The 22,791-nt window shown below is 61.4% G+C and carries 19 protein-coding genes and 1 pseudogene; 11 read left to right on the top strand and 9 right to left on the bottom strand.

Annotated elements, in window-relative coordinates; genetic code table 11:
* The first annotated feature begins 30 nt into the window (after window positions 1–30).
* Both iolG and LB516_RS20810 read left to right on the top strand, forming a co-directional pair.
* Entirely contained in the window at window positions 31–1,023 is a 993-nt protein-coding gene (gene iolG, locus LB516_RS20815; RefSeq protein ID WP_140620452.1) for an inositol 2-dehydrogenase, read from the top strand.
* Between the two features lie 24 nt (window positions 1,024–1,047).
* On the top strand, window positions 1,048–1,986 hold the full coding sequence (locus LB516_RS20810; RefSeq protein ID WP_224720307.1) for a sugar phosphate isomerase/epimerase family protein: 939 nt from the start codon (window positions 1,048–1,050) through the stop codon (window positions 1,984–1,986).
* Window positions 1,987–2,033: 47 nt separating this feature from the next.
* Here LB516_RS20810 and LB516_RS20805 read toward each other — a convergent pair whose 3' ends face one another.
* Together LB516_RS20805 and ligD are read right to left on the bottom strand one after the other, a co-directional pair.
* Window positions 2,034–2,375, bottom strand: coding sequence for a response regulator (locus LB516_RS20805; RefSeq protein WP_140620447.1), 342 nt, complete (start codon window positions 2,373–2,375; stop codon window positions 2,034–2,036).
* 390 nt (window positions 2,376–2,765) lie between these two features.
* Window positions 2,766–4,538 carry a DNA ligase D gene (gene ligD, locus LB516_RS20800; protein WP_224720306.1) on the bottom strand — a complete coding sequence of 591 codons (1,773 nt, stop codon included), beginning with the start codon at window positions 4,536–4,538 and terminating at the stop codon, window positions 2,766–2,768.
* A 419-nt stretch (window positions 4,539–4,957) separates the two neighbouring features.
* Between ligD and LB516_RS20795 the strand changes: the two genes are divergently transcribed.
* Window positions 4,958–7,168, top strand: coding sequence for a putative bifunctional diguanylate cyclase/phosphodiesterase (locus LB516_RS20795; protein ID WP_140661270.1), 2,211 nt, complete (start codon window positions 4,958–4,960; stop codon window positions 7,166–7,168).
* A gap of 439 nt (window positions 7,169–7,607) precedes the next feature.
* Here the strand turns inward: LB516_RS20795 and LB516_RS20790 are convergent, their stop codons facing one another.
* On the bottom strand, window positions 7,608–8,084 hold the full coding sequence (locus tag LB516_RS20790) for a hypothetical protein (RefSeq protein WP_140661269.1): 477 nt from the start codon (window positions 8,082–8,084) through the stop codon (window positions 7,608–7,610).
* A 522-nt stretch (window positions 8,085–8,606) separates the two neighbouring features.
* Between LB516_RS20790 and LB516_RS20785 the strand changes: the two genes are divergently transcribed.
* The 5 genes and pseudogenes from LB516_RS20785 (at window position 8,607) to LB516_RS20765 (ending at window position 13,632) form a co-directional block, all read left to right on the top strand.
* Complete coding sequence (locus LB516_RS20785) at window positions 8,607–9,491, top strand: DUF3991 and toprim domain-containing protein (protein WP_140620440.1); 885 nt, start codon at window positions 8,607–8,609, stop codon at window positions 9,489–9,491.
* Window positions 9,492–10,458: 967 nt separating this feature from the next.
* A pseudogene (locus LB516_RS20780) lies at window positions 10,459–11,045 on the top strand (hypothetical protein).
* 561 nt (window positions 11,046–11,606) lie between these two features.
* On the top strand, window positions 11,607–11,792 hold the full coding sequence (locus tag LB516_RS20775) for a hypothetical protein (protein ID WP_140620436.1): 186 nt from the start codon (window positions 11,607–11,609) through the stop codon (window positions 11,790–11,792).
* A gap of 221 nt (window positions 11,793–12,013) precedes the next feature.
* Window positions 12,014–12,928, top strand: a complete 915-nt coding sequence (locus tag LB516_RS20770) for an ArdC family protein (RefSeq protein ID WP_140620434.1) — start codon at window positions 12,014–12,016, stop codon at window positions 12,926–12,928.
* Between the two features lie 407 nt (window positions 12,929–13,335).
* A complete protein-coding gene (locus LB516_RS20765; RefSeq protein ID WP_140716087.1) occupies window positions 13,336–13,632 on the top strand; it encodes a DUF736 domain-containing protein in 297 nt (98 codons plus the stop codon).
* Between the two features lie 386 nt (window positions 13,633–14,018).
* Here the strand turns inward: LB516_RS20765 and LB516_RS20760 are convergent, their stop codons facing one another.
* The 4 genes from LB516_RS20760 to LB516_RS20745 form a co-directional block, all read right to left on the bottom strand.
* On the bottom strand, window positions 14,019–14,363 hold the full coding sequence (locus LB516_RS20760; RefSeq protein WP_411969413.1) for a WGR domain-containing protein: 345 nt from the start codon (window positions 14,361–14,363) through the stop codon (window positions 14,019–14,021).
* A 172-nt stretch (window positions 14,364–14,535) separates the two neighbouring features.
* Window positions 14,536–15,018, bottom strand: a complete 483-nt coding sequence (locus tag LB516_RS20755) for a helix-turn-helix domain-containing protein (protein ID WP_140620428.1) — start codon at window positions 15,016–15,018, stop codon at window positions 14,536–14,538.
* 177 nt (window positions 15,019–15,195) lie between these two features.
* The gene (locus LB516_RS20750) at window positions 15,196–15,531 is read right to left on the bottom strand and encodes a hypothetical protein (protein WP_140620426.1); all 336 of its coding nucleotides are present in this window, start codon (window positions 15,529–15,531) and stop codon (window positions 15,196–15,198) included.
* Entirely contained in the window at window positions 15,531–16,229 is a 699-nt protein-coding gene (locus LB516_RS20745) for a ParA family protein (protein ID WP_140620424.1), read from the bottom strand. Before LB516_RS20745 ends, LB516_RS20750 begins: the two co-directional genes overlap by 1 nt.
* A 263-nt stretch (window positions 16,230–16,492) precedes the next feature.
* Between LB516_RS20745 and LB516_RS20740 the strand changes: the two genes are divergently transcribed.
* Both LB516_RS20740 and LB516_RS20735 read left to right on the top strand, forming a co-directional pair.
* The gene (locus tag LB516_RS20740) at window positions 16,493–16,897 is read left to right on the top strand and encodes a plasmid mobilization protein (protein WP_411969411.1); all 405 of its coding nucleotides are present in this window, start codon (window positions 16,493–16,495) and stop codon (window positions 16,895–16,897) included.
* A complete protein-coding gene (locus tag LB516_RS20735; protein WP_224720304.1) occupies window positions 16,897–19,041 on the top strand; it encodes a relaxase/mobilization nuclease domain-containing protein in 2,145 nt (714 codons plus the stop codon). The genes LB516_RS20740 and LB516_RS20735 overlap by 1 nt, the downstream gene beginning before the upstream one ends.
* 36 nt (window positions 19,042–19,077) lie before the next feature.
* Here LB516_RS20735 and LB516_RS20730 read toward each other — a convergent pair whose 3' ends face one another.
* Window positions 19,078–21,474: a 1-deoxy-D-xylulose-5-phosphate synthase N-terminal domain-containing protein gene (locus tag LB516_RS20730; protein ID WP_224643193.1), complete on the bottom strand. Its 2,397-nt coding sequence runs from the start codon at window positions 21,472–21,474 to the stop codon at window positions 19,078–19,080.
* A gap of 123 nt (window positions 21,475–21,597) precedes the next feature.
* On the opposite strand from LB516_RS20730, the gene LB516_RS20725 reads away from it, so the two are divergent.
* Window positions 21,598–22,071: an Lrp/AsnC family transcriptional regulator gene (locus LB516_RS20725; RefSeq protein WP_140620416.1), complete on the top strand. Its 474-nt coding sequence runs from the start codon at window positions 21,598–21,600 to the stop codon at window positions 22,069–22,071.
* Window positions 22,072–22,421: 350 nt separating this feature from the next.
* Here LB516_RS20725 and LB516_RS20720 read toward each other — a convergent pair whose 3' ends face one another.
* Window positions 22,422–22,751, bottom strand: a complete 330-nt coding sequence (locus LB516_RS20720) for an ArsR/SmtB family transcription factor (protein WP_224643194.1) — start codon at window positions 22,749–22,751, stop codon at window positions 22,422–22,424.
* Window positions 22,752–22,791: the final 40 nt, after the last annotated feature.

Raw genomic sequence — 22,791 nt, 5'->3', positions numbered from 1 at the left:
ACCATGCTGCCTTTTAGGAAAATCAAAGAGATGATCGATGTCTGTCTGTTCGGAGCGGGCCTTATCGGCCAGGTACATGCGGCCAACCTCGCGCGCCACCCCCGCGTGCGCCTGCGCTACATCGTCGATCCGAACCCCGAGGCTGCATCGAAGGTTTCGGCCCTGACAGGGGCCGAGATCGCCGACACCCAGACTGTGATGAACGACCCATCAATCGGCATGGTGTTCATTGCTTCGGCGACGAGAACGCATGCCGACCTGGCCATGGCCGCGGCCGCCAGCGGCAAGGCGATCTTCTGTGAAAAGCCGATCGATCTCGATCTCCAGCGCACCGATCAATGTCTGGCGGCTGTCGAGAAGTCAGCTGTGCCCTTTCAGATCGGATTCAACCGTCGGTTCGACCCGAGCTTTCGGGCGCTGAAGGCGCGACTTGCGCAAGGCGAGATCGGTGCCGTCGAACAGGTCATCATCACCAGCCGGGATCCGGAGCCGGAAACCGAGGAAGCGCTGGCGGGAGGAGGGGGGGTCTTCCGGGAGATGACCATTCACGACTTCGACATGGCACGAAACCTGTTGGGCGAGGAGCCGGTCGAGCTCTTCGCGACCGGGTCGTCGCTTGTCGCGCCGCAATATGCCAAGCTGGGGGACTACGATACCGCGATGTTCGTGCTGCGCACGGCGTCGGGCCGGCAATGTCACATCAATAACAGCGTCAGGGCCGCCTACGGCTACGACCAGCGCGTCGAGGTGCATGGCGCGGACGGGATGCTGAGGGCCGGCAACAGGGTGCCGACATCGGTCGAAATGTCAGGCGCAAAGGCGATATCGCGCGACAAGCCCTACTACTTCTTCGTCGAGCGCTATGCCGAGTCCTACGCGGCCGAGATCGATCATTTCATTACCTGCGTTGAAACGGGGCGACGGCCCGACGTCACGGCAAGCGACGGCCGCAAAGCGATGATCCTATGCGAGGCAGCGCTTGCCTCCGCCAAGTCGGGCCGGTTCGAGACCGTCAGGTTTTAGATCAACCGAAATGAGGAGCTTCCGATGAAGATCGGCATGATTACGGACAGCCTCGGCGACCTCTCATTCGACGAGATGTTAGCCGCCTCCGCCGAGCTTGGGCTTCAGACATTGGAGTTCACGTGCGGAAACTGGTCGTCGGCGCCCCATATCGACCTGCAAGCCATGCTCGCGAGCGCTGCCGCGCGCAAGGAGTTCGTCGCCAAGATCCGGGATCACGGGCTGACGATTGCAGCGCTCAATTGCTCGGGCAACCCACTGCACCCGGGCCCCCAGGGGAAACTCCATCATGGTGTGACACAGGACACCATTCGCTTGGCCGGCCTGATGGAGATCGACCGTGTCGTCATGATGTCAGGCTTGCCGGGCGGACCGGGCGACGCCAACCCGAACTGGATCATCACCGATTGGCCGCCGGAATGCCTCAAGATCCAGCGCTATCAGTGGGAGGAGCGGATCATTCCCTACTGGCGCGACCTCGTGGCGTTTTCAAAGAACCTTGGCATTCACAAGCTATGCCTGGAACTGCATGGCCATCAGGCCGTGTACAATGTCCAGACATTGTTCAAGCTGCGTGACGCTGTCGGAGAGACGGTCGGGGCCAACTATGATCCCAGTCACCCGCTGTGGATGGGGGCGGATCCGATTGCCGGCATTCGCACGCTCGGCTCGGCCATCTACTATGTCCACGCCAAGGATACCCGGGTCGAGCCCATCGTCGCAGCCATCGACGGCACGCTGGACCCGCGCCCACCACAACTCTATGCCGAACGAGCGTGGAATTACATCACACTAGGATACGGTCACGGTGAGACCTGGTGGCGGCAGTTCTGTACCGCTCTCAAGCAGGTTGGCTACGACGACGTCTTGTCAATTGAGCACGAGGACATGATGCTGACCCCGATGGAAGGTATGCGAAAATCCGTTGCGCTGCTGCGCAACGTCGCAATCAACCTGTCTTAATCGGCGACTTGGCGAAGTTGGCTGCAAGCGCATCGGGCGCGCCCCCGTCATTGGAGCTGACCGCGATGGCAGCCCGGGTTGGATGGCTTGCCGAACGCAATGCCGCGACTGAATACGTCATCCTTGGCCACGGGGTCACTGCCGGTGTGGACAATGAACGGCACGCCGCGAGCTACGAGCGTCTTTGCCAAGGCGGAGCATTCTCCGTCCTTCAACGAGACATCCAGCACGGCGGCGTCTGGTCGGGCTGCCGCCAAAAAGGTTTCACCTTCCGCACATGACGCCAGCACAACCGCGTTGAAGCCACCGTCATTCAGCGCGGCCTCGATATCGAAAGCGATAAGGGCCTCATCTTCCAGGATGAGGACGACGGGTTTTTCCGAAGGCATCCGTATCAGGCAGGCAGGGGTTGGCTAATCGAGTTCTGCACAGTCTTTGGTTGCCATTTTTCCCGTATGCCCCCCATAACAAATGGTGGTATCCAGTCGCAGACAAGGAAGATGATGGTCGTTTCCAGCCGAGCGCGGCTGCGGAAGCCATCGGGCCAATGCACGTCGGGAGTAATCGCCGACCGCTCCGGCAGGGGATCGCTTGCACCAGCCTTGCAGGCGCGCGGATCGGGCCAATGACAATTGCCGCGTTGAGGCCGCTCCGGCAGTGCTCGGCTCCCGGCGACCTCATGCGTGACCGAAGCGGCACGATCCCTTACCGCCGGAATCGAGGCGGCAAGGGCAGCAAAGTTGGACAGCACTGCCAAAGCACGCCGCACTGGCTTCACCTCAGGCTGCTTTCCTGATGACTGCCTTGAACGGGTGATCCATGGTGAAGGCGTCTGGACGCACCCCCCGTTCAACCTGGCCCCATGTCACAGGGTGTGCGATGGGAAATCCGAGGCGTGCTCGTGGAGAGAACGCGCCCACGGCCGTGTTGCCTCTCCCGTTGCGAAGGTAATCGATGAAAATACGTCCCGTTCTTGCCGCCGGGGCAGCAGACAGGAGGTAGCGGTGGGGATGAGCGTCAGCGAGGCACCGGGCAAGCGATTTGGCGAGTTGCCGGGCGTTGTCGTGGGTCATCTTTGTCTCAAGAGGGGCCATCAAATGGATGCCCTTGCCACCGGTGACCTTGGCCCAACTCTTCAGACCTGAAGCCTCTAAGATGTCACGTAGCGCCAGCGCCGCTTCGATCACCTGCTCCCACTCGACGCCCTCGCCAGGGTCGAGGTCCAGCACGACGCGGTCGGCCCGCTCGATGTCGTCGATGGTGGCGTTCCACGGATGAAGTTCGATAGCATCCATCTCGACCAGCCCGAGTAAACCGGCGAGATCATCCACCCACACCCGCACGCCCTCCCCACCCTCGCGCTTCTGGACGCGCAGCTGATGCACGGCGCCCGGCACATCGGGCAAGGGACCCTTGTGATAGAACGTGGTCCCGCTCGCGTGGCGGACCAGCTTCAGTGGTCGGTGGCCGAGATGGACCAGCGCTTGCTCGGCAACCTGTCCCCAGTAGTGCATAAGGGCTTCTTTGGAAGGCGAGATCGCGTCCGGCAGCAGCTGAAGAACGTTCTCACGGGGAACTGCGTCTCCCTCGGCCCTGTTCCGCCGCTTCGACGGGGCGAGCGGCTTTGCGGGCATCGTGACGAGATCTTCGCGAAGGCCTTTGAATACTGCTTCGCGCAAGATGCCGCGGTCGGTGACGCCGCTGAACTGCACCTCGGCCAGAACGTCCGGCCTAACCCAGGTGGCCTTGGGCTTGTCGATCGGCTCCGACAATGGCGGCTTGTCGACAATCAGCGAGTCCAGTCGCTCCCGGAGCTGTCGCGCGATGCTCAAGCTGTAGCCGCTCTGGGCTTTGCCGGCATAAAGCAGCCGGTCGCCTTCACGCCTGCCGATGTAGAGCGAGGCGATCCGGCGCGGTTGAGCGCCAAGCTTCTCGACGAAAGCCACGACAGGAAAGGTGTCGCTCTTGATGCATTTGACCTTGACCCAGCTTGTCTGAACGCCGGAGCGATAGGGGGAATCGGCAAGCTTTGACACTATGCCTTCCAAGCCCATACGGCAGGCGTGGGCGAACATATCCATGCCGCTCACCTCGAGATGTTCTGCATAGGTTAGCGTCGGCGCTGAACCCATGAGCAGCTTCTCCAAGGCCGCCTTGCGCTTCAAAAGCGGCTGCTGCCGAAGATCGCTGCCGTTGAGATGAAGCAGGTCGAACGCACAGAAGATGAGCCTCGGCGAGGCCGGATTGCCTAGCTCCCGTTCCAAGGCCTGGTAGTCAGGGAGCCCGGTCTCGCCAAGAACGACAGCCTCGCCATCAATGATCGCGGACTTTGCCGGTAGGCTCGCGGCGGTCTCAACGATTCGCTTATACCGATGTGACCAATCGTAACCCCGGCGCGTGAAGGCTCGCGCTGTTGCACCCTCCACAATGAGTTGGGTCCGGTAGCCGTCATACTTGATCTCGTGAAACCAGCTGCCGCCGTCAGGAGCTTTCTCGACCAGCGTTGGCGATTGGAACTCGATGAATGACAGGCGGTATTCGGCCTTGCTCATGCGCACGCGAACTCCTGGAATCGGAGTCAAAACGTGGGACCGCGATGAGTTCCGATAATTTTAGCGAAATTGCATATATCCGGGATGGCGATGTGCCTGCTGACAGACACGTCGCGCGTCTATCCCTATCCTCACAGTTTAACCCAAGGCGCTTTGTACCGTGCGATAGGTCCTGGTAGACCATCCCAGAAGCGGATCAGTTGATCTGAAAAGCTGTTGACGTTGTGGTCTCAGATGCCGTGGCTGCCGCCGCCTCGTCCAGCTCTCGCCGGTTTTCATCCTATTCGTCGCCGGACTGGCGCGTCGGCTCCGCGGCGATGTAGCGACCCCGAACAAGCCTGCCGGGCAGGGCACGCGCGGCCCCTTGTCGCGCAGGGCCTTTTAACGGTCCAGAAGTGTTCATCGCTTATAGCGATCTCATGAAACTGCTGCGACATTTTGCCGAACCGACCGGTCGTCTCTTCCTGATGCGAACGGCTTTGCCCGTCATTGGGCTGACACTGCTCATTGCAGCAGCCGCGACAGGTCTATTGCTTTGGTCCACGATCCAGACTGACCACGTTGCCGCGGCGCGGCAGAAAAGTCTGGTTGGACTGATCACGTCCAAGCTGGAGAGCGCAGTAGCGCACGACCAGGAGAGCGTCACGGTTTGGGACGACGCGGTCAACGCACTGCGCAGCGGCGATGCGAAATGGCTCGATACCAATCTCGGCAGCTGGATGCACACCTATTTCGGTCACGACCAGGCTTATATTCTCGATGCCAATGATGCGCCGGTCTACGCGTTCACCGATGGGTCGACAGCTGACCCGGGCAGCTACCGCGCCATACGCGCGACCACCACGCCCCTGGTCCAGACTTTGAGGGCAAGGTTGAAACGAGGCGATACCGAAGGTGTGACGGAACAGGTGCTCACCATAGGCGCCTCCGATCTGGCCGTTGTCGCCGGCCATCCCGCGGTCGTCAGCATCAAGCCCGTGGTTTCCGACAGTGGCCGCATCGCGCAGGTGCCAGGCCAGGAATTCCTGCATGTGGCCGTTCGCTATCTCGACGGCAGTTTTCTCACCGCCTTGCGCCAAGACTATCTGCTCGATGGCGCGCGGTTCTCCTGGGCCGATAAGCTTGCGTCCGGAGAGGCTTCCTATCCCGTTGTCGACCGATCTGGAACTATCGGCTTCTTCGTTTGGCGGCCGTACCGGCCCGGAGCATTTGTCCTCTTTCAACTCGTGCCCGTTCTCGTCCCCTTGTTCGGCCTGGTGCTGGCGGGCGTCATCATGGCCCTCGTCGGCTTTCGCAGGCGGACACTAAAGCTGATCGAAACCGAGGATCGGATCTACCACCTCGCTCATAACGATCTGCTTACCGCGCTGCCCAATCGCGGTCAGTTCAACGAGCGTCTGGCAGATGCATTGGCGCGCCTGCCGTCGACGGGCGAGCAGCTCGCGGTTCTTTACCTCGACCTCGACCGCTTCAAGCAGGTCAACGACAGCTTTGGCCATCCAGCGGGTGACGAATTGCTCAGGGAATTCGCCGACCGGCTAAGGCGGCTGACGACTGAAGGAGACACGGTGGCGCGTCTGAGCGGCGATGAATTCGTCATCATTCAGCGTTCGGTCGGCGGCGAGGATGAGGTCAAGGCGCTGTGCGAGCACTTGATCGAGTCCGCCCGTCGGCCGTTTCAGGTCGCCGGGATCCAAGTCTTTGTCGGCGTGAGTGTCGGCGTGGCGGTTGCACCCAAGGACGGGTTGGACACGGTCGAGTTGGTGCGGAAAGCCGACGTGGCGCTCTACCATGCCAAAGCGGGGGGCCGCAGCAGCTACGCCTTCTTTGGGCATGAGATGGATCGGACGCTGGCGATGCGCAAAGGCATGGAACAAGACCTGCGCAACGCGCTGGATGCAACCGGTCGGATCCAGGTCCACTATCAGCCCCTATACGACGCTGACACAAACCGGATGACGGGTGTCGAAGCGCTGGCCCGCTGGTCTGATCCGGAGCGGGGCTGGGTTGCACCGGATTTGTTCATACCGCTATCGGAGGAAACCGGTCTGATTGAAAAGCTTGGCGAACTGGTTCTCAGGCAGGCGTGCCTTGACGCGGCGGACTGGCCCATCGAGACCTTGGCGGTGAATGTGTCGGCCCTGCAGCTGAATAATCCCAGTTTCGCCATGCGGGTGACCAGTATCTTGTTGGAGACGCACATGGACCCGCGGCGGCTCGAAATCGAAGTTACCGAAAGCGCTCTGTCGGAGCGCCGGAGCGAATGCCGAAACAACATCGAGGCTCTGCGCAGCATCGGGGTGCGCTTTGCACTCGACGATTTCGGCACCGGCTTCTCCTCCTTGGGAAGACTGCAGACGCTGGAAGTCGACAGGATCAAGATCGACCGAAGCTTCGTGCAGGGCTTTGGTCGTTCCAACGGTGACGAGGCCATCGTTCAGGCGATTATCAACCTGGCCCGTGCGACGGGACTTAGTACAACTGCCGAAGGGGTCGAGACCGAAAGCCAATGCGATTACCTGCGCGAGCTCGGCTGTGACCAGCTCCAAGGCTTTCTACTGTCGAGGCCACTGCCCAAGGGGGAGCTTCAAGAGCTTCTCGGGGTCGTGTCAGCGCGCGCCTCTGCATAGGAAGCCCAGCCGGGCCGAGCCATAGAAGGCTGACCAACGCGCAGCGCAGCGTTCCGGCAATCGATACGGCACTCCTGGCCGGGGGTAGTCTGTCCCGCGTCCCGCCTGCGGCGGCGCCATGCTGACGCTCCTTAGGCTACCCTTTTAACCGGTCTCGTCGTTGCAGTCGGTCCCGCGTCGCGCCTGCGCGCCGCAAGGGCTGACGCTCCTACGGCTGCCCCTTGCATCAGGTGGCCGCTGGCGAGCCCGAGGTGACCGACCTCGCTGGACGCCGCTGGCAGCGCGTAGCCGATCCGTTGAACTTGAGGAGCGGCCGAGGAGTCGGTGCTGCGCATTGGCCACGGGACAACGAGGTTGCTGACGTTCTGCATGGTTCGACACAGAAGCGAGCCGCCTGTCTCTAAAACGCAATTCGGCTGGCGCGCCATGTAACCGACCCTCAGCAGCCCTGGACCTTCAGTGATTTGACCATGCGAATGATAAGCGGATCATAAGGGACCTTCTCGGTGCGAGCATAGTTGACGGTAAACAATGCAGCTCTGTTCCGGCAAATCTTGATAGCCCGGACATAAAGGATCTGGCCCTCCTTCACTCCTGAATAGCTGGCCCATTGCGGCGTCACTCGCTTATAGGTCACCTTCCAGCCGTCGTTCTCGTTCACGGCAATGCGATGCTCGATCTCGGTGCGAAAGCTTGCCTTGCCGAGTTGCGCCCCCCAGACGGCAAGAAATGCTTTGTGTCGGCCTTCGAAGGCTGCCCCTTGATCGGTGCGTTGGGCAAGTGCAAACCCCGGGGGAACGTCGAATACGAACCCGAGATGCTTGATGCCAAAGCCCTCCCATTGCGCCGCACCCAGCAGTGTTGTGGGGATCATCATGGCGCCCAAACTGAGCAGAAAAAGGGGGAGACGTTTCATGGGTGTAATCCTGTCGTCGTGTGGCCTGCGCCTGACAGCGCAGGCCGGCCTGGCGGAGGGCAGCCACCCGCGGCTCCAAAGCCAGCGGACCTTTTCAAATCTGACTTGGCGCTCTTTGTTCCATTAGGAATCAAGAATATGCCAGGCACCCGCGTCGGGGCCTAATGGCGCGCGCCAGTTACAGGTAGCGCTGCCGGCCGGCACCGGCAGCGGCCGGGTTGCCGCGCTGCGCCAAGGTGACCGCTCCAGGAGCCACGGATCGCGCCTCGACGAAAACGGACATATCCACACTGTGTGCGTTGCTGACGAGAAGTGCTGCCGAAATCATTGGTCATCGCTGCCGCTTGCGTGCTGCGCCCGGCAAGGGAAGCGGCGCCGCGGTCTCGTCTGCCTCGCAAACCCGGCACAAATGCGCATCACGCCCGCGCCCTTGCCTGCCTTGCTCTTCGCGGCCTCCGGTCCCTGTCCAGAGAATATTGGGCGGACTCGAAACAGGGAGCGCGACAAGGTGCGCGAGCGAAGATGGAAAAAGTAAAGCTTGAAGAGCTGAAGGACAAGGTGCCCTGCGCCGCCGTGCTTGAGCACGCGGGCTTCGCCCTCGATCTCAAGGAAAGCACGCGCAAGGCGATGAAATATCGCCGCGACGCATCGATAATCATTGTTATCCACGAGGGCAAGGGCTGGTTCGACCCGCTCTCGGATGCCAAGGGAGATGTCTTCGGGCTGCTTGAGCATCTCGAGGGCATTCCCTTCGTCACGGCGATCAACGAAGTCGCGGACCTCGTTGGTATCGCGGTTACCGCGCCGGTGTGGCAGCGCAGCTTCCGTCAGCGGCAGCCCGAACTGTCGATAGCAGATCGCTGGCAGGCCCGGCGCAAGCCATGGCTCGGATCGGCGACTTGGCGCTACCTGCGAGACGGTCGCCATCTCCCCGAGCCGATTCTGCGCGCCGCGGTTATGGCCGGTCTCCTGCGCGAGGGGCCGCATGGCAGCATGTGGGCGGCGCACACTGATGCAGATGGCTCCGTCACCGGCTGGGAAGAACGTGGACTGCACTGGCGCGGCTTTGCCACCGCCGGTGCCAAGGTACTGTTCCGCTTCGGCCGCCCGGAGGCGTCCCGCCTCTGCGTCACCGAGGCGGCCATCGACGCCCTAAGTCTCGCTGCGCTGGAACAGCTTCGTCCCGACACTCTGTACCTCAGCACGGCCGGTGGCTGGTCGCCGGGTACGCACGCAGCGATCCACGCGCTTGCTGTCAGGGCAGGTGTCCAACTCGTCGCCGCCACCGACAACAATGCCCAGGGCGAGGTCTATGCCGGCAGGGTTCTAGCGCTCGCCGAGGCGGTCGGATGCAGCGCCGAGCGGCTGCGCCCAGAATTAGACGACTGGAATGCCGACCTGACATGAAGGCGCAAAAGGATGGGGAGGAGCGGTCTTGACCCCTCCGGTCGCGGTGGCAGCCGCAGGAAGCTGTCCGGAAGGGCTGAAGAAGATGGTGCGCCATAGGGGATGTGCCTGCATGAAGCCGGCCATGAGCCGCGGAGTGGTCGCGATCCGGGTCCGCCGCACTTGCTCGCCAGGCCCAGCTCTGCGCTCCACTGCCATCGAGCGCCCCGAGATCGGTGCGGGTCTCCGACCGGCCGGCGACTATGTCGAACTCGTTCATATCGGCCCCGCGTCGCGCAGCCGCCAAGCATGGCTCTTGGAGCTTGGCTATCCGATTGGGTGACCAAAGCGTCTCGTCGGGTTAAGCCGCGCCGTCGAGGCGGAGTTGCGGGGCCCGTTCACACCCTTCCTGGCGGAGCGGCAGCCGGAGATTGACGCGTTGCCGCGGCTAGCTGGCGCGGCGGACAAGCAATCGCCAACAGTTGTCGACCTGCAGGGCGAGGCGGGGATATCTGCGAGCAGGTGGAGCGATGCAGTTGTTCGCGCGAGACCTGGCGCGCTGCCGGCGATACCGCATCCGGCAAGCACACCGGCACCGTCTTGGTAAGGGTGCTCGCGGCACGATGGGACAGGTCCAGCCCGCTGGTCAGGCACATGGTCTTGAGCGCCTGTCCTTCCCTTTCCGTTTCGATAACTAGGCCCGTGCCGGTCCTCCCCGGGCTTGAAGCGGTCCTGAACCGGCGGTCGTTCACTTCAAGGCCGCGTTCCGCGCCGCGCGGCGGCCGGAGCGATCCAGTCTCGGCATAGCAGCCCCGCGTCCCGCGCGAGGGCTGGGAAGGAGCCCTGCTTGGCCGCAAACCTGCCCTGCTCGCCTCGGTCCACCCGGACCTTGAAGCGAACGCCGCTCGGCCGGTTCTGTGGGTCCGCGCCCGAGGGCGGGCCGGCACGGAGCCGGTCTGCGCTTCGGAAACCGAAGAAAGGATGTGTCATGATCAAGAAAGCTGCCAATCCTCGCTCTACCGCTCGCGTGGTGCCGCTGCGCAAGGCAACCACCTTGCAGATGGTGCGGTTCGCCTGCCCCGATGCCGCGCAGTGCTCTCGCGTTTCCGAGAGCTTCGGCCTGCCTGTCCTCGACAGCGACGGCATCCGCGACCTGCACGAAAAGCTGATCGTCGACACCGCAGCAGCGCTGGACGAGGGGCTTGGCGAGCGCGCCATGCAGATCCACCTGCAGCGCGTCGTCGGGGCCTTCGTCGGGTCCGCCTACGGCGCCGGCCAGTTCTACAGCCGGGCGGTCTCCCAAGCTCGCGACGCAACCGCCAAGTCCGCCTGTGACGATCGGGACGAAGATGTCGGTGGTCCCGTTGGTTTCGACAGCGCCGCCCAGCGCCAGCGCGAGTTCGCTGCGGACATGGCACTCCAGGCCCACGCTTTGCGCATGGCCGCCGAGGGGGCCATCATCGCCTATGAGCACGTTGTTGGCGAGGTCTGAAGCCTTTCGAGCGGTCGGTCGAGAACTCTGGCCCCACAGTCGACCGCAAGGCGGCCGAGCTGCAGATGGCAGCTCTCGGGTAGGCGCCTTCAGGGCGGGGCTCTGCCCCGCTCTTCGCTTGCCGCGCCCCAACTTCTCCCGCCTGCCTCGGCGGGGGAGGTCTACTGAACCCGGGACCCGCCAACTCAACGGATGGTCCTAGGGCGACCCGTTGGCTCGAGTGTTGGTGGCGCATGCGGATTTGCCTCAAGGATCGATAAAGATGGGTCAGGCACTACACAGCCGTTGAGAGATCACGTTGCCGCGGCAATTCCAACGCTGCTCAGCTTGGGTCCGGCAGGTCGCCCGGCCGCGCCAAATGTCCGACAGAATGGCCGCCGCGGTCACGCTGCCGATCCATGGAGCCGCCTTCAGGCCAGTGACATCGGATGCGGCCGAGCACTGCCGGCCCGGACTTGAGCAATCCAATCCCGCTCTTTCGTGATGGCTTTCCTGGTGCGGCGCGGTCTTCCACGATCAACCCGCAAGGGGTCCGCTAGCAAGCTGCGGCCGCTCGGCTGTCGCCTCGCGATGATCGCGCCCGCCGCCGCACCCCGACGCAGCCATTGAGCGGGGATTGGCCCGCTCCAAGATGGAGCCCTCAGATGTCGCACGATCTCACTCTTGCCCAGAAGGCCGCCTGGCATCTCGCCCGCACCCTCATGGCCCCAGTCGTTCTCTTCCAGGTCGACGCCGAATTCGGCATCCTGCCCGCCGACGAGCTCGATGACGCAGAGGTCGAAATCCTCTGCGAATACGATCCCTACCGGGGCGGCCGTGCGATTCGCTGAGCCGACCCTTCTTGCGAGACGTATCGAGGCGGCGCCCAGCGCCGCCTCTTTCGCGCCCCGTCTTTCCCGCGGTCCTGGCGCAGCAAGACAGTCAGCGCAACGGCTGCGCCGTCCTTCGCTGGCGCTATGGCCCTGCGGGTGCGCTGCCCGTCTTCCTTCGCCACCGGCGGACCGTGACGGGCCGCGATCGGCGCGGCCTCCAAAACCAGAGGTTCAGAGAGATGAGCAGAAAAGGGCCGCGCGTCGACATCTATGCGCGGATCACCGATCGGATTGTCGCCGATCTCGAGAGGGGCGTCCGCCCCTGGATGCAGCCATGGCACTGCGCCACCGCCGTCGGTCGGGTGACCCGACCGATACGGCATAACGGCATGCCCTACAACGGCATGAACGTGTTGTTGCTGTGGTCAGAGGCAATCGCGCGGGGCTTCTCCAGCCCGATGTGGATGACCTTCAAGCAGGCGCTCGAGCTCGGCGGGGCGGTGCGCAAGGGAGAGTCGGGCACCCTGGTGGTCTTCGCAGGCCGCCTCACCAAGACGCAAATCGACGCCTCGGGCGAGGAGTTCGACCGCGAGATCCCGTTTCTCAAAGCCTACAGCGTCTTCAACGCCGGCCAGATCGAGGGTCTGCCCGACCAGCTTTATGAGCGGGTTGAGCCGGTTCGTGAGCCGGTCGAGCATATCGTTCACGCCGACCGCTTCTTTGCCAACACCGGTGCGGTCATCCGACACGGCGGCGATCGCGCTTACTTTTCGCCTGCGACCGACCATATCCAGATGCCGCCGCTCCAAGCCTTCCGCGATGCGGCGGCCTATGTCGCGACGCTCAGCCACGAGGCCACACATTGGACATCGGCGCCGCAACGGGTGAACCGCGACCTCAGCCGGTATGCCAAGGATCGCAGCGAGCGGGCGCGGGAGGAGCTCATTGCCGAACTTGGCAGCTGCTTCCTTTGCGCGGATCTGGGCATCGCGCCGGAACTCGAGCCGCGGCCGGATCACGCGAGCTATCTCGCCTCCTGGCTTCAGGTCCTTGCCAGCGACAAGCGGGCGATCTTTTCCGCTGCCGGTCATGCACAGCGAGCCGTCGCCTTCCTGCACGATCTTCAGCCCGCGCCCTCAATGCCACCGGACTGAGCCATCGCTTCGCGGCCCCTCCGAGATACCCGCATTATCACGGTCACACTTGCCGGGCCTCAGGATCGCGCCTGGATATTGGACATAGCATCGCCAGCGGCGGTTTTGGCCTGGCCGAGGGTCCTCTGCTCCACGCAGTTACCAGAGGAGCGTCCACTACGGCCTTTCTTGGTGGCGTATCTCACACCGCGTCCAGCTGCTGCGCAGCCCGACTTCGATCCCGCAACAGCCATGCCGACCTTCTTCCCCGCCGTGCTGCGCGCGGCTTCCTCGCGCGCCAAGAAGCTCGGCGCTGCGCTGCCTTCCACTCGCGTTTTAGCCCTGCGGGTGCGGGCCGGTCGCGTGGTGCCCTGCGATCGCCATCAAGGCCGCGATGGTCGCGACCTGATACAGCAAGGAGAAAACCCATGGCTCAGATCGGCACTTTCACTCGCAACGAAGACGGCTCGTTTGTCGGAGTTATCAAGACGCTCAACCTCAACATCAAGGCCCGCCTGATCGAGGCCGAGAAGGAAAGCGATAAGTCGCCCGACCTTCGGGCCCTCGCAGGGACCATCGAGATTGGCGCCGGCTGGAAGAAGGCAGCCAAGGAAACCGGCCGAGAATACCACTCCGTCAAGCTTGATGATCCAAGCTTCCCCGCTCCGATCTACGCGAGCCTGGTCGAGAATGACGAGGGATACGCTCTCATATGGTCGCGCTGAGGCGGCCACGCATTGGACGCGGCGCTCCCCCGGGGCGCCGCGATCCTGCGAAGGGACAAGGCGAGAACTCCGGCGGCGAAAGCTCGACCGCAAGCCTGCTCATCCGACGGGTCGCGAGCCCTTTGTCGGCGAAGGGTCACCCACGGCGCTCAAGCCAACAGGGTCCCCGACGATCCCGGGGCGTCAGACGATCGTCGCTTCAGCGGCCCAATGCGCCAACCTGTTGGGGACAAGGAGGGGGCAGGTTTTCGCTGTTCCGTTCTCGATGGCCTGGCACCGGCAACCGACCGCGCAGCGCCCGCCGAACAGGCCGGGCGCTTGGCGCAAAGGCGAGGCATGAGGTCATTTGGAATTGGGCGCAGCATCGATGCGCCACGCCTGCCTGCTTACTTCGTGCCAGGGGTCGTGATGATCATCTGTGATGCCTTGCCGGCAAACGGCACCGGCTGGCACGCCGGATCGGGCGCACCTGCCGGGGAGACCTCATGGGGATTGGCCGAATATCCCCGATTGGACTTTTGCGCGGCGAGCCGCGACAGCGCCGCAGCTGCTTGCAGGCAATCGTCGAAAAACTCGACTTTCTGACGCCCACGTGTGCCGATGCGGCCCCATTGCCGTACAAGGGACACGTCACCGAACAGCGTGGGTTGCAATGCCATGACATAGTACCGCGCCATGTTGCGGGCACTGTCTATGCGCCGCAGGAACAGTGGATGGGTCGCGTGCTTCATGCATCGGATTATCTGCGTTCGCCCAAATACCGTCCAATGCATTTTCTGAATCGGTGGTTCGAGACCGATTCAAAACTTTGATCGAATAGCGGGCTTTCGGGCCGGGCCAGTTGCGGCCGGCATGAGCACGTTGCCGCCGGCCGGGAATCGGGGACAGGGCGCGGCGATCGCATCATCGATCGCCCGGATCGTCTCCGGCACTTGCGCCGGCGAGACCCTCGACAAGGTTCAACAGGCCTGATGCCGACGAAGCCGGCATATCAAGCACACGCAAAATCAGTTTCAGCTTATCGTCAGCTTCTTGCCGGTTCTGGCCGAAAAAATGCGGGGCAGCAAAATGGATCATTTCGATCGGTGAGCAGTCGAGAATCTCGCAAACATGAATGAGTCTCGTCGCATGCAGCTTCGAAAAGGCCCGCTCATAGCGTGCAAAGATAGTCTCATGCAGGCCGACCATGGTTCCCATCTGGGCGCGATTGAGCCTTCTGGCTTCGCGGCGTTCGCGCACAAACCGACCGAAGGCCTTCTCCATATCGCCGAAGCTCCGTACGCCTTCGAAGCCGGGTTTCCTGTAGACCGGCTTTTCGGATTCGGCGTCTTCCGTTTCGGTGAGTGCGTGCTCGTGAATGTATTTCTGAAGGTCCTTGATTGCCATTTCGAGGGCTTTTGCCAGCTCCTGTGCGTGTCGAGAAAGCACATCGATAGGACGTGCCTTTCCACCTCAAATTGCCCGATGTGAGAAAAATCAGAGCCAACTTGACCGCGAGTCTAGCAGGGGAGGGGTCTGACATCAAATTCCGCGATCCGCCAGGGAAGAACCACGTGGCTGGAGTTATAGGCCTAGCTCGTCCAAATACTTGACGATCGCCGCTTCCACGATTGCCTGCATCGTTGTGTCGTCATGGAAGGCTGCCAGTTTCAAGCGGCGCTTGGTTGGCCGGTCGAGGTTCACATTGACAAAGCAGCTTTGCCCCTTAACGCGCTCTCGTTTCATCCGGCGCAAGGCTTTTCGGGCCTCCTGTCGAAGGTCGCTCCGGTTCGGCGACGTGCGGTCTGAGTTAGGGTCAGTGCTGACTAGATCCGACGCACGATCTTCATCACCTCTCACCGCTTGCTTCCTGGCAGCGAGCGCGAACTCGTCGAGCGACAGGGTTTCCCTGCCGCTCATCAAGCGGGCCCCGCTTCTGCGCCGGAGCTCAGCAGTGCATCGATTTCGCTCACGATCTCTTGGGTCTCGCGCCGCGCTTTGGCGACAGCCTCGGACAGCGTCTGCATCTGGAGAGTGCCGATGCCGTTTTGAATGTCCTTGTAGACGTTACGCTCCATAACCTCGGTACGAAACAGATAGGTTCCGACCTTGTCCTCAATGATTGGCCTAATCTTGCGGTAGAGCTCTGTCTGGCGAACCGTCATCGAGATGCGGGTTCGCAAAACACCATGCCGGCATGCGCTGGCGCGAGCCTCGTTGATCCTGAGTACGGAGTGAAAGCAGTCGATCGCGCCAAGGACCTCGCGTTTAGACGGCTGCACAGGAGATATCACCAGGTCGGACCAACCAATCACCGGATCGATCGTAGAAATATCCTCTCCAGGCGTGTCGATGAGGAGGTAATCGAAACGGTGGCCATGGCGCTCAACGAACGCGTCCAAGGACTTGGCGGTCTTGTGGCTGAAAACGCTGATGCCTTCCGGCTGCGCGTTCTTGTCGTGGCACTCGCTCCACCATTTGGTCAGATTGCTTCTCCCGTCCATGTCGACCATGGCCACGGCTGAACCGCGCAGTGCGTACTCGCCAGCAATGTTCATCAAGGCGGTGGTCTTGCCGGCGCCCCCCTTGCCATTGATGGCGGAGATCACGACAGGCATGAGCGAGCTCTCCTCATAAACGTGTGTTCCTACATCCACTTGAATCCAGATCTGTTCGAAAGTGGATCAGTGGACAGATGGATTTCCATCAATATAGAAAAACACAGTCAAAACTACAAGAAAAATCAGTTCAATTGCGGTAAACAGGAAAATTCGATGTCAAAGCGGTTGGCAGGATACGCAAAAACGTGATACGTTTTTTCTGACGATCGAGGGACTGGCCCTCGATCCGCGGCTTCGGCCGCGAACAAGGCAGAAGCGTAATGACGAGAGCCGGCGCAGCTATCGCAAGACGGCCGCCGAGGCGGGAGAGGGTCGCACATATCCGGTTCGCCCCGGATGAGCTTGCCGTCATGAAATCGGCCGCGAATGGCGCCGGCATGTCAGTGTCCGCCTTCATCCGCACACTCGCCTGCGAGGGTGCGGGCATCCGCCCGTTTCTCAATGATGCCGATCGCGCGATCCTACAACTCCTCGCCGCGGATCTGAGTGCTGTTGCCAATGGCCTCAATCAAGCCGTACGCGCGCTCAACACGGGGCGGTTAAGCACGGTTTCGGATATCGCCGCAGCTGCCGATGATGCCCGCGCAATTTCATTGACGGTCGCTGCAGAGCTGTCCCAGATGAAGAAACGCGCCGGCGCGGCGCGGCGCTCGGGGGCTGGCTAATGGAATTTTTCCTGGGGGCTTTCGAACGGGAGTGGGAACGGCGTCGCGCAGCGCTGCTTCATGAAATGCAGCGGGGGCGCGACGCGCATGAATGTGACTGGCGGCGAAGGGGCGGGGTGGCGTTGGCACCAGACGAAACGGTAAAGCGAGGGGACAGGGCGCGCGCCGGCCACAATGCCAGCGCGCGTTCCTGTCGCACCGGAGCTGTCGCGCCGAACCGATCGATGCGTCAACGGTTCACAGCCGTGGCTCAAGGGAGCCAGCCTGCGGTGGTCAAGCTCACGTCCTATGGTCGTGGAGCGCGTATGGGTGCGATGGTGAGCTACGTCTCCCGGAATGGCGAACTGGCCGTAGAAACCGACAAGGGCGAGCAGATCATCGGCAAGGCGGGCCTGCTGCAACTTCGCACCGAATGGGAGCATCTTTTTGATAATCGTGCCTCGAGCCGGGACGTAAGTCTGTTCCAGGTGACGGTGAACTTAAAGGCAAGCGATCGCGAGCATGACCAAATCGTTCGCCACGTCCTGCGCGCCGCCTTCGGCGAGCGCCGGTTCGTTTATGCAATGGAGCAAGCGGACGGCGAGCGTTTGCGGGTGCAGGGGGTCCTGCTCCTGCGCGGGCCGGATGGCGAGCGCCTGACCGGCGACGCGAAGGCCGCGGCAATCGCCCAAGAGCGGTTGAACAGGAGCAAGATCGGCAGCGACGTCCAGGCACGGGTTCTGTTCCACGGTCACGGCAATGGCGTTGCCTTCGCAACGAGCCGGATTCGCCAAATGGTGGAGCGCTTCGAAGGGCGGGTCCGTGATGATACGGACAGCCATATCGAGACTGTCAAACAAGCCGGCGATCTCGTCCAGAAAGACTGGCGCAAGCAGATGCAAAGCCGCACAGGACGCGACATCATGCATCTGGTCGCCTCGGCGCGCGCGGGCACCGATCAAGCTGCATTTCGAGATGCCGTGCGGGAGTTCCTTGGCGATCAATTCCCCGGGCATCGGTATGTTTATGCCATGCACGATCCGTCTGACGATCCAAAAGTGGCAGGGCAGGGTGGCAAGCGGCCCCATGTCCACGCCCACGCGATCGTCACCATGCGTGCGGAGACAGGAGAACGCATCGAGACGAGCCCGCGGGAGTTTCGGGAATGGCGCTCACTGATGGCTGAGAAGGCCCGGGAGCACGGAATCCGCATGGAGCTGACCGACCGCCGCGAGTTTGCAAGTGCGCCGGCCTATGCTCGTACTCAGGTGCGTCCTGTCAGCTATGTCGGCAGAAGCGAGCATGAGGGCACCAGCCAGCCGGCACAGGCACGCTATGCAGCCAAACGTTCCAATCTCCGTCACGCGGCGAGGTCCATCCGCAGTACCAAATACGTGACGGAAGTTGGTCAGGCATGGAGCGCAATTGCGCGCGATAGCCAAGATAAGAAGGTGGCCGAGTTCGCCGCAGATCAGCTCGAACGAATCCGGGCCGCGTCACGTTTCACCCAGATCGCGACTGAGAATGAATTCTCTCGGCAAACACCGGACGGGGACGACCCCAAAGCCGTTTTGGCCCGGGAACTTTTTGGAGGCGAGGAAGCTGCCATGCTTGCTATGACACGTCCTGAGTTCGAGGCATACGAAAAGCGGATAGGGACTATTCTGGCGGACATTGAGCGCTCAATCGAGCCATGGGAGCGCAAACAATTCAACGAAGTCGTTGAAGCCGCGCGCGAAGTGATGACCGTCCGGCGGGAAAACCTCCGCATTTCGGAACAACAGCTTGCCGCCAGCGAAGCTGACCACAACACCCCAGTTCGCAGTGGCGAGCTTTCGCAGTTGTTTGAGAGCGGATCTCGAACCCCTCAATCCACATCGAACTCAAAGCACGAGCCGATTTCAGGGAATGCGCCTGTGGTCCGCAGCCGGGAGGTTGCCCAGGAGGATCGGCTGCGCAGCGCCCATCAAGCTCTTGATCCCCGCGATCTACGTGCGGGTGAAAGGACGGGATTGCCCAGGAAAATAGCGGGTCAACAAAGAGGGCTGCCGGAGCCGAGTTCGCCACGACAGGATCCACACCAGCAATCCGCGCAGCGTACGCCAGGATTGGAGCAGGAAATCGAAGAGAGGCACCCGCGTGACCGCAACGAGCGCGAGCGCTAGACCAATGACACCTTCGCGCCTTGTAGAGCCGAGATGTTAGACGGCCGCTCGTAAGTGTCGGATTGGCCTTCCAGGTGAAAGCGACTGCGCGGCTCGCGCGATGCTTTGCGCGTCAATTCCATGGTGCCGATAAAGGTCCGCGATGGTGCCCGACTGGCCGAAATGCTCCACGCCCAGTGAACGGGTCTTGTGACCCTCGACGGATCCGAGCCAAGCAAGCGTGGCGGGATGGCCGTCAAGCACGGTGATGAGCCCACAATGTGAGGGGACGCTGGCAAGCAGTCGCTCAACAGGGCTTTGTGCATGGGCGACGCCGTGCTCCCTGGCGCGCTGCGCGGCCGTCCATCCCGCATTCAGGCGATCTGCAGACGTTACCGCCAAAAGGCCCACATCGCGGCGATCCTCTGCAATCAACCCAATCGCATCAATGGCTTCGGGTGCAACCGCTCCCGTATAGGCGATCACAATCTGGGCATTTGGCCCTGGCTTTCGCATCCAATAGCCTCCATTGAGGATGTCTTCAGCCAACGTCTGATCAATGACGCGTTTGGGTTGTTCAATCGGCCGAGTCGACAGTCTGAGATATACCGAGCCTCCAGTGGCATCCCTGAGCCAGGTCACGGGATCGGGCTGGGTGTCTCCATCGCGCTGGATGTAGTCAAACGAAAATCGCAGAATGGTTGCAAGCTCGTCGACGAAGGCTGGCTCAAAGCTGGCGAGCCCATCCTGAGCCATGCCGATAAGTGGAGTTGCTATCGATTGATGGGCGCCGCCTTCAGGCGCCAAACTGATCCCGGAAGGGGTGGCAACGACAATGAAGCGCGCATCTTGGTAGCAGGCGTAGTTCAGCGCATCGAGCCCACGTTCGATGAACGGGTCATAAAGGGTCCCTATCGGCAAAAGCCGCTCGCCAAATGTCGAATGGGAAAGCCCCAGAGCCGAGAGGTTTATAAACAAGTTCATCTCGGCGATGCCGAGTTCGATATGCTGGCCTTTGGGCGAGAATTGCCAGTTGAAGGTCGACGGGATCCGCTCCTTCTTGAATAGATCCGCCTTCTCTTCCCGGGCAAAGAGCCCCCGACGATTGACCCATGCGCCGAGATTGGTTGAGACGGTGACGTCCGGCGACGTTGTGACGATCCGTCTCGCCAGATCAGTCTCCGTCTTGGCGACCTCGTGGATGAGAATTCCGAAGCCGTGCTGTGTGGAGACAGGAGATTGCACCTCTATGGCAAACGCCTCAGGGACAGCGATTTTCGGTGCCCGGTGGCGGCCACGGCGCCGGGCATTGAATGGAGCTTCCTTGAGGAAAGCAGCCAGCTCAGCGGCAGGCAGCTGAAGACCTTCAAACAATTCCCATTCGCAGCCCGGCCGAATCCGAAGACGAGCGCGCAGGTCTTCGGTCTGCGCGGTGGTCATCAAACCTGCATGATTGTCCTTGTGGCCCGCCAGCGGCAGGCCGAATCCCTTGATCGTGTAGGCGAGAAAGCAGATCGGCCGGTCATGCTTGCGGGCCTCTTCGAAGGTCCTCAACAACAGGGGCAGATCATGACCGCCAAGGTTTGTCATTAAGCACGCAAGGTCTTCGTCCGAACGCTTTTCAATCAACCGGGAGATTTGACCCTGGTCACCGATCTCATCGAGCAGGCGTCTGCGCCACGCTGCCCCACCTTGATAAGCCAGAGCCGAATAGAGCTGGTTGGGACAATTGTCGATCCAGGCGCGTAAAGCCTCGCCCCCAGGCTCCTCGAAGGCTTGCTCGAGCAGGGAGCCGTATTTGAGGATTACCACCTCCCAGCCGAAATCGCGAAACAGAGAGACGAAGCGCTCCCACAAGCCCTCCCTTACGACCGCGTCCAAGCTTTGGCGATTATAATCAACGATCCACCACGTGTTGCGCAGACCGTGTTTCCAACCCTCGAGAAGAGCCTCAAAAATGTTACCCTCATCCATCTCGGCGTCGCCAATAAGCGCGACCATGCGGCCTTCCGGACGGTCCTTGGCCATGCCTTTTGCTCGAAGGTAATCCTGCACCAATGAGGAAAACAGGGTTTGCGCGACGCCCAGTCCGACAGACCCGGTCGAGAAGTCGACATCGTCCGTATCCTTCGTCCGTGATGGATAGGACTGCGCACCTCCATAAGCGCGGAAGGATTCCAGTTTCGACCGTGTCTGGTTGCCGAAGAGATACTGGATGGCGTGAAAGACCGGACTTGCATGCGGTTTCACCGCGACCCTGTCTTCTGGATGCAAGACCGCGAAGTATAGCGCAGTCATGAGCGTGGTGAGCGATGCTGACGAGGCCTGATGCCCTCCAACTTTGAGCCCGTCGTCATTCGGCCGAAGGTTGTTGGCGTTGTGGACCATCCATGTGGAAAGCCACAGTACCTTGCTTTCGAGTTCCTTGAGGCACGCGAGTTGAGGATCGTTCATTTTATAACTCCACCGAGAGGAGGGAGGATAGGAAAATCCAGCGGGCGATTGCGGCTAAAAGCGCGATAAGCTAGAGCCGCTTCGGCCGGACTCAGCTAATTTTTATGCAGGAAACAAAAACCTATGCCAAAAGATGTGATTGACGATATCGATCGCAGGTTGCTGGCTGCACTTCAGTCGGATGCTCACGCGACAACGGAAGATCTCAGCGAGATCGCCGGGCTCTCTCCATCGCCTTGCGCGCGCCGAGTGCGGATGCTCGAAAAATCAGGCGTGATCAGAGCCTACGTGGCAATCGTTGATCAGGTGAAGGTTGGATTGCCCGTTAGCGCCTTTGCTTCCGTCAAGCTTGAGCGACAACGGGAGGAAGAGCTCGATGGTTTTTCGAGCGCGGTCCGTCGTTGGCCGGAAGTCGTCGAATGTTATTTGATGACCGGAAAAATGGATTTCTTGCTGCGTGTCGTCGTCAAGGATCTAGAGGCATATGAAACCTTCCTGAAGCAGAAACTCACCAGGCTCGACGGCGTGGCCTCGATCGAATCCAGCTTTGCGTTGGGCCAGGTGAAGCATGCTCACGGGTTGCCGATCGGCGTCTGACAGCCGGCCTGTAAATCTCGCGGGCGACCAGGGCACGGTAAGCCTATGGTGCCAGATAGCGAACGAATCCTATCGGGCTACGATATTGACGACGTTGATGCCGGCGCCGTTTCGTATTTGCGCTATTGCTAATATTAGTTCATGATCCTTCTGCCGGGGGGGATCGCCGGCATGGCCCGGTTGGGGACCTTCAAGCCCAAATCAACCCCTCGGTAGCCGGGCCGCTCATCATCAATTGGTTGACGAAGGCCGCCGCACAGGCCCGGTGGTATTCCAATGGATGAACTCGGTTCCTTCCCTGTCGATTCCCGCATAGACTTAACAGTCCCTCATGCGGGGTCCGCAAGGGCTCAATCTGGAATTCCCAAGTCTGCGTTTTGCTTCGAAGGGCCACTTCCATAAGCGTGGTCCAGCAGGGCAAGCAGTTTGCGGGCCGAGTCATTGCAACAGGAATAGTGAACTATGTTGTCACGGTCGCGGCGGACGCGGACCAAGCCGAGTGCGCGTAACTTGGCCATGTGCTGTGACAGTGCCGACGAGCTAAGCCCCAGTTGCTCTCGAAGCGCCTCAGCCGGCAATTCGCGGTCGAGCACGAGGTGCATGATCAACAGGCGTCGAGCATTGGCCATCGCCGTCACAAATCTTGCAGCCTCTTTAGCTTTAGTCCCAATTTGTTTCACGCGCCCCCCTGCCGAGCGAAGTTCGGCGACCGATATGCCC

The organism is Mesorhizobium sp. CO1-1-7, assembly GCF_020164885.1.
Classification (GTDB): domain Bacteria; phylum Pseudomonadota; class Alphaproteobacteria; order Rhizobiales; family Rhizobiaceae; genus Mesorhizobium; species Mesorhizobium australicum.
Note: the sequence above shows the minus strand (reverse complement) of the source record. Positions and strands in the feature narration are given on the sequence as shown.

Excerpts from the sequence above, each read along its gene's own strand:
- LB516_RS20735 (WP_224720304.1), top strand. The coding sequence starts at position 16,897 with ATGGAATTTTTCCTGGGGGCTTTCGAACGGGAGTGGGAACGGCGTCGC.
- iolG (WP_140620452.1), top strand. The coding sequence starts at position 31 with ATGATCGATGTCTGTCTGTTCGGAGCGGGCCTTATCGGCCAGGTACAT.
- LB516_RS20770 (WP_140620434.1), top strand. The coding sequence starts at position 12,014 with ATGAGCAGAAAAGGGCCGCGCGTCGACATCTATGCGCGGATCACCGAT.
- LB516_RS20740 (WP_411969411.1), top strand. The coding sequence starts at position 16,493 with ATGACGAGAGCCGGCGCAGCTATCGCAAGACGGCCGCCGAGGCGGGAG.
- LB516_RS20805 (WP_140620447.1), bottom strand. The coding sequence starts at position 2,375 with ATGCCTTCGGAAAAACCCGTCGTCCTCATCCTGGAAGATGAGGCCCTT.
- LB516_RS20725 (WP_140620416.1), top strand. The coding sequence starts at position 21,598 with ATGCCAAAAGATGTGATTGACGATATCGATCGCAGGTTGCTGGCTGCA.
- LB516_RS20755 (WP_140620428.1), bottom strand. The coding sequence starts at position 15,018 with ATGGCAATCAAGGACCTTCAGAAATACATTCACGAGCACGCACTCACC.
- LB516_RS20775 (WP_140620436.1), top strand. The coding sequence starts at position 11,607 with ATGTCGCACGATCTCACTCTTGCCCAGAAGGCCGCCTGGCATCTCGCC.
- LB516_RS20785 (WP_140620440.1), top strand. The coding sequence starts at position 8,607 with ATGGAAAAAGTAAAGCTTGAAGAGCTGAAGGACAAGGTGCCCTGCGCC.
- LB516_RS20760 (WP_411969413.1), bottom strand. The coding sequence starts at position 14,363 with ATGAAGCACGCGACCCATCCACTGTTCCTGCGGCGCATAGACAGTGCC.
- LB516_RS20765 (WP_140716087.1), top strand. The coding sequence starts at position 13,336 with ATGGCTCAGATCGGCACTTTCACTCGCAACGAAGACGGCTCGTTTGTC.
- LB516_RS20810 (WP_224720307.1), top strand. The coding sequence starts at position 1,048 with ATGAAGATCGGCATGATTACGGACAGCCTCGGCGACCTCTCATTCGAC.
- LB516_RS20750 (WP_140620426.1), bottom strand. The coding sequence starts at position 15,531 with ATGAGCGGCAGGGAAACCCTGTCGCTCGACGAGTTCGCGCTCGCTGCC.
- LB516_RS20790 (WP_140661269.1), bottom strand. The coding sequence starts at position 8,084 with ATGAAACGTCTCCCCCTTTTTCTGCTCAGTTTGGGCGCCATGATGATC.
- LB516_RS20795 (WP_140661270.1), top strand. The coding sequence starts at position 4,958 with ATGAAACTGCTGCGACATTTTGCCGAACCGACCGGTCGTCTCTTCCTG.
- LB516_RS20745 (WP_140620424.1), bottom strand. The coding sequence starts at position 16,229 with ATGCCTGTCGTGATCTCCGCCATCAATGGCAAGGGGGGCGCCGGCAAG.
- LB516_RS20730 (WP_224643193.1), bottom strand. The coding sequence starts at position 21,474 with ATGAACGATCCTCAACTCGCGTGCCTCAAGGAACTCGAAAGCAAGGTA.
- ligD (WP_224720306.1), bottom strand. The coding sequence starts at position 4,538 with ATGAGCAAGGCCGAATACCGCCTGTCATTCATCGAGTTCCAATCGCCA.